Here is a 5,288-nt window from a genome sequence, read left to right as displayed (position 1 = left end):
GGCGTTAGCGTGGGACATGAAGGCCTTCTGTTCGCGTGAGCGGTTTCTTGACAACTCCACTCTCGCAACAGGAGGCCTTCGCCTGTCAGCTGCTCACGCAACAACGTCCCTGGACATCACATGTAGGAGAAGCGCACGTGCTCGAACTCCACGCGCCCCGCCACGGGCTGCGGGAGGTGGGCGACGTCGTCGTCCGCCCGGGCCGCGACGACGTCGTCCGGCTCCTCCTCCGGCTCGTCGAGCAGCTCGAAGATGCGCTCGGCCGAGGCCACGCCGGAGATCAGCATGTTGGACATGCCGGCCACCTGGCCCAGCGGCTGGTTGAACTCGCGGGAGTACTGGATGAACGCGGTCACGGCGCCCAGGGTCATCTGGCCGTTGGCCACGCGCAGGCCGCCCACGACGGCGATGCCCACGTAGCCCAGCCAGTTCACCCACTGCATGATCGGCATGATCATCCCGGAGTAGAACTGGGCCTTGAAGGAGGCCTCGTACATGGCGTCGTTGCGCTCGTCGAAGCGCTCGGCCATGTCCCGCTGCCGGCCGAACACGGTGACCAGCTCGTGCCCGGTGAAGGACTCATCGATGTGCCCGTTGAGCCGGCCGGTCTCGCGCCACTGCGCCGTGAACAGGGCCTGGGACTTCTTGCCGACCACGCCGACCACGACGCCGGCCACGGGCAGCGCGATCAGGGCGATCAAGGCCAGCTCCCAGGACAGCCAGAACATCATCCCGACGATGCCGAAGATGGTCAGCACCGAGTACACGAGCGTGGCGAACGCCTGCTGCATGGCCTGCTGGACGTTGTCGACGTCGTTGGTGGCGCGGGAGAGCAGGTCGCCGCGCTGGCGGGTGTCGAAGTGGCTCAGGGGCAGCCGGTTCAGCTTGGCCTCGATCTGCTCGCGCAGGCGGAAGACGATCCGCATGACGACGTCGTTGAGGACGCGGCCCTGCAGCCACATGAAGCCCTGGGCCACCACGTACATGCCGAGCACGGTGAGGATCAGCCGGGCGAGGGCGTCGAAGTCGATCCCCTGGCCGGGCGTGAAGTCCATGCCGGAGAGCATGTCCGCGGCCTGGCCCTGACCCTGCCCGCGCAGGCCCTCGATGACCTGCTCCCGGCTCACGCCGGCGGGCATCCCCTTGGAGATCACGCCACCGAACAGCACGTCCATGGCGCGGCCGAGCACGTGCGGCGCCCACACGTTGAACACCACGGCCACGAGCACCATGGCGGCCACGAGCGCGAGCCCGGCCTTCTCGGTGCGGAACAGGCCCAGCAGGCGCTTCGCGGAGGGCCAGAACGCCTTGGCCTTGCGGCCGGGACCGCCGCCCCACTCGTCGGTGGCCCCGGACTCCTGCAGCTCGACGATCTCCTGGTCGGTCAGCTGCTCGCTCATGCCAGCTCCTCCTCACGGACCTGGGAGTCCACGATCTGCCGGTAGGTCTCGTTGCCGGCCAGCAGCTCGGCGTGGGTGCCGCGCCCCACCACGCGGCCGGCCTCCAGCACCACGATCTGGTCGGCGTCGGTGATGGTGGCCACCCGCTGGGCGACGACGACGCGCGTCGTCTGCGCGGCGCTCGCGTCCAGGGCGGCCCGCAGCGTCGCGTCGGTGGTGACGTCGAGCGCGGAGAAGGAGTCGTCGAAGAGGAGGATCCGGGGGTCCGCGACGAGGGCGCGGGCAATGGACAGGCGCTGGCGCTGGCCGCCGGAGACGTCCGTGCCGCCCTGGGACAGGCTCGAGTCCAGGCCGGACGCGGCGGTCTCCCCCTCGCCGGTGGTGCGCTCGCGCACGAAGTCCGCGGCCTGCGCGGTCTCGAGCGCCGCCCAGATCTGCTCGTCGGTGGCCTCGGGGGCGCCGAAGCGCATGTTGTCCCGGACCGTCCCGGAGAACAGGTACGGCTTCTGCGGGACGATCGCCACGGCGTCGGTCAGCTCGGCGCGGGCCAGGTCGGTGACGGGCACGCCGTCCACCAGCACCTGCCCGGACGTGGCGTCGTAGAGGCGCGGGATGAGGTTGACCAGCGTGGACTTGCCGGAGCCGGTGGCGCCGATGATCGCCGTCGTGGTGCCGGGCTCCGCGGTGAAGGACACCCCGTCCAGGACGGGCGCCTCGGCGCCCGGGTACGCGAAGGTCACGTCCCGCAGCTCCACGCGGCCCTCCCGACGCTCGGGGGTCACCGGGTGCACCGGCTCGCCGAGGGTGGGGGCGGTGTCCAGGACCTCGCCGATGCGGCGGGCGGAGATCACGGCGCGCGGGAGCATCATCATCATGAAGGTGCCCATCATCACGGCCATGAGGATCTGCAGGAGGTACTGCATGAACGCCGTCAGGGAGCCGATCTGCACGAGTCCCTGGTCCACCCGGTGCCCGCCGAACCACAGCACGGCCGCGGTGGCCAGGTGCAGCACCATGGTGATCACCGGACCCAGCAGCACGAACAGCCGGCCGATCCTCACGGAGGTGTCCGTCAACGCCTGGTTGGCGTCCGTGAAGCGGGCCGCCTCGTGGTCCTGCCGGACGAAGGCCCGCACCACGCGGATGCCCATGACCTGCTCGCGCATGACGCCGTTGACGGCGTCGATGTCGTCCTGCATGCGTTGGAACAGGGGCATCAGGCGGGACACGATGAACCCGACGATGACCAGCAGCAGCGGCACGGACACCCACACCAGCCAGGAGAGCCCGGCGTCCTCGCGGACGGCCATGACGATGCCGCCGACCGCCATGATGGGCACCGCCACCATGAAGTTCAGGGCCATCAGGGTGAGCATCTGCACCTGGTTGACGTCGTTGGTTCCGCGGGTGATGAGGGTGGCCGCGCCGAACCGGCCCAGCTCCTCCGCGGAGAACCCGTCCACCCGGGTGTACACGGCGCGGCGCAGGTCGCGGCCCACGCCCATGGACGCCTTCGCGCCGAACCAGACCGCGCTGATCGCGGCGACCACCTGCACCGCGGCCACGCCGAGCATGACGAGGCCCAGGTCCCAGATCCGGGCGGTGTCCCCGCGGGCCACGCCCTCGTCGATGATCCTGGCGTTGAGGCTGGGCAGGTAGAGCATGGCGAGCGTGCTGACCAGCTGCAGCACGATCACCGCCGTCACGGCGCCCGCGTAGGGGTTCAGGTGGCGGCGCAGCAGGGTCCAGAGCATGGGACTCCCTCGCGAGGCGTGGACGGGGCGGGCGGGGTGCGGTCAGGCGACACACACCTGGGAAGAGAGAACGCCTGAAGCACTCCGGCGGCCTGGGGCGCTCGGCACGCCGGGCCGTGACCCGGGCGTCAGGCCTGCGGGAGCGGGTTCGACGCGCGGCGCTCGTAGAGCGCCAGCGCGGCGGAGACGGAGACGTTCAGGGACTCCACCTCGGGGTGGATCGTGATGCTGACGGTGTGCTCGGCCGTCTCGGCGAGCCGGGCGGAGGGCCCGTGCTTCTCCGAGCCGAGCAACAGCGCCACGCGCCCGGGGATCTCCGCCACGGAGTCTAGGGCCTTCTCCGAGCCCAGGTCCAGCGAGACCAGCGGGACGCCGGCCTCGGCCAGCTGCGCGGCGACGTCGTCCGCCGAGGCCAGCGCCACCGGCAGGGAGAACACCATGCCGCGGGAGGCGCGGATGAGGCGGCGGTCCGTGACGGAGGCGAGGTCCGCGTCCACCAGGACCAGGCCCGCGGCGCCCAGGGCGCGCGCCGAACGCGTGATCGCGCCGATGTTGCCCATCAGCTTCACCCCGTCCAGCACGAGCACGTCCCCGGGGTGCTCCAGCACCTCCGCCACCGTCAGCGGCTTGGGACGGCGGGCCAGGGCGAAGACCCGCGAGCGGCGCTCGACGCCGAACAGCTCCTTGGCGGCGTGCGTGGAGACGACCTGCACGTCCTGGTCCGCGGGCAGGACGGCCGCGAGCGCGGCGGGCAGCTCGGCGTCCTCCCCGTGGAAGACGGTGAACAGCTCGACGCCGGCGGCGAGGGCGGCAAGGAGGTTCTCCTCGTCGTCCACGATGATGGCGCGCGAGGCCTTGTTCTTCCCCTTGAGCAGCTCGCGGACCTTGCGGAGGCGGGCGTCCTTCGGGTCGACGATGACACCGGCGGGAGCCTCGGCGGGCTGGTCGGCGGAGGCGGGCTGTGCGGGGGACTCGGAGGACATGTCCGCTATCCTAGGCGGGGGCCCGGACGGCACAGGGCCGCAGTAGGGTCGGAACGACCCCGAGGAGGAGCCCGATGTCCACCCCTCACGAGCACCACCACGACCACGCGCACGGCCCCTCGCCGGAGGAGGCCGCCGCGGACCCGGCCCTGCGGCGGCGCCTGTGGATCGCCCTGGCCCTGGCGGGGACCGTGGTCCTCGCGCAGGCGGTGGGCGCGGCCCTGACCGGCTCGCTGGCCCTGCTCACGGACACCGCCCACGCCGTCACCGACGCCTCCGGGCTGGCGGTCGCCCTCGTCGCCGCGATCCTCATGGCGCGTCCGGCGACGCCGCGGCGCACCTGGGGGCTGCGTCGCCTGGAGGTCGTGGCCGCCCTGGGCCAGGCGGCGCTGCTGCTGCTCGTGGGCGCCTACTCCGCCGTCGAGGCGGTGCGCCGGCTGGTGGAGCCCCCGGCGGTGGACGGCACCGGGATGCTCCTGTTCGGCGTGCTCGGCCTCGCCGCGAACCTGGCGGCGGCGGCCGTGCTCGCCTCCTCCCGCGGGGCCAACCTGAGCATGCGGGCGGCGTTCCTGGAGGTGGTCAACGACGCCCTGGGCTCGCTGGGCGTGATCGCGGCGGCCGCCGTCGTCGCGGTCACCGGGTGGACCCGCGCGGACGCCGTGGCCGGCCTGCTGATCGTGGTGCTGATCGTCCCCCGGGCGGTGTCCCTGCTGCGGCAGACGCTGCGGGTGCTGCTGGAGTTCACCCCGGAGGGCCTCGACCTCGACGAGGTGCGCACCCACCTGCTGGAGGTCGAGCACGTGCTGGAGGTCCACGACCTGCACGCCTCCACGGTCGCCACCGGGCTCCCGGTGCTCACGGCCCATGTGGTGGTGGAGGACGGCTGCTTCACCGATGGGCACGCCGCGCAGATCCTCGAGCAGCTCCGCGAGTGCACCCGCGAGCACTTCCCGCTGGCGGTGCCGCACTCCACATTCCAGCTGGAGACGGCCGCCATCGCCGCGGACGACGCCCATCACACGGCGCATCCCTGACGCCACCGGGGGGAGCGGGCATCATGGCCCCATGACCGACGACGCCGCCCGCACCCCCGCCTCGACCGACGCCGCGAGGTGACCCTGCGCTTCCTGGCCGCCCCGACCGACCTGGGG

At 72.1% G+C, this 5,288-nt stretch carries 3 protein-coding genes and 1 pseudogene; 1 reads left to right on the top strand and 3 read right to left on the bottom strand.

Annotated features, from left to right (window positions below):
* Positions 1 to 122: 122 nt before the first annotated feature.
* The 3 genes and pseudogenes from MHY29_RS11100 to MHY29_RS11090 form a co-directional block, all read right to left on the bottom strand.
* Positions 123 to 1,400, bottom strand: a pseudogene (locus MHY29_RS11100) (ABC transporter ATP-binding protein); the annotation flags it as partial.
* The gene (locus MHY29_RS11095) at positions 1,397 to 3,154 is read right to left on the bottom strand and encodes an ABC transporter ATP-binding protein (protein ID WP_224356137.1); all 1,758 of its coding nucleotides are present in this window, start codon (positions 3,152 to 3,154) and stop codon (positions 1,397 to 1,399) included. The gene MHY29_RS11095 and the pseudogene MHY29_RS11100, both read right to left, overlap by 4 nt.
* Before the next feature lie 128 nt (positions 3,155 to 3,282).
* Positions 3,283 to 4,137, bottom strand: a complete 855-nt coding sequence (locus MHY29_RS11090) for a TrmH family RNA methyltransferase (protein WP_224356136.1) — start codon at positions 4,135 to 4,137, stop codon at positions 3,283 to 3,285.
* Between the two features lie 74 nt (positions 4,138 to 4,211).
* Here MHY29_RS11090 and MHY29_RS11085 point away from each other — a divergent pair, with 74 nt between their 5' ends.
* Positions 4,212 to 5,171, top strand: coding sequence for a cation diffusion facilitator family transporter (locus MHY29_RS11085; protein ID WP_224356135.1), 960 nt, complete (start codon positions 4,212 to 4,214; stop codon positions 5,169 to 5,171).
* Positions 5,172 to 5,288 lie beyond the last annotated feature (117 nt).

Source organism: Micrococcus sp. ACRRV (genome assembly GCF_022346985.1).
GTDB classification, from domain to species: Bacteria; Actinomycetota; Actinomycetes; order Actinomycetales; family Micrococcaceae; genus Micrococcus; species Micrococcus porci.
The sequence above is the reverse complement of the archived record's forward strand: the minus strand, read 5'-3'. Positions and strand labels throughout refer to the sequence as shown.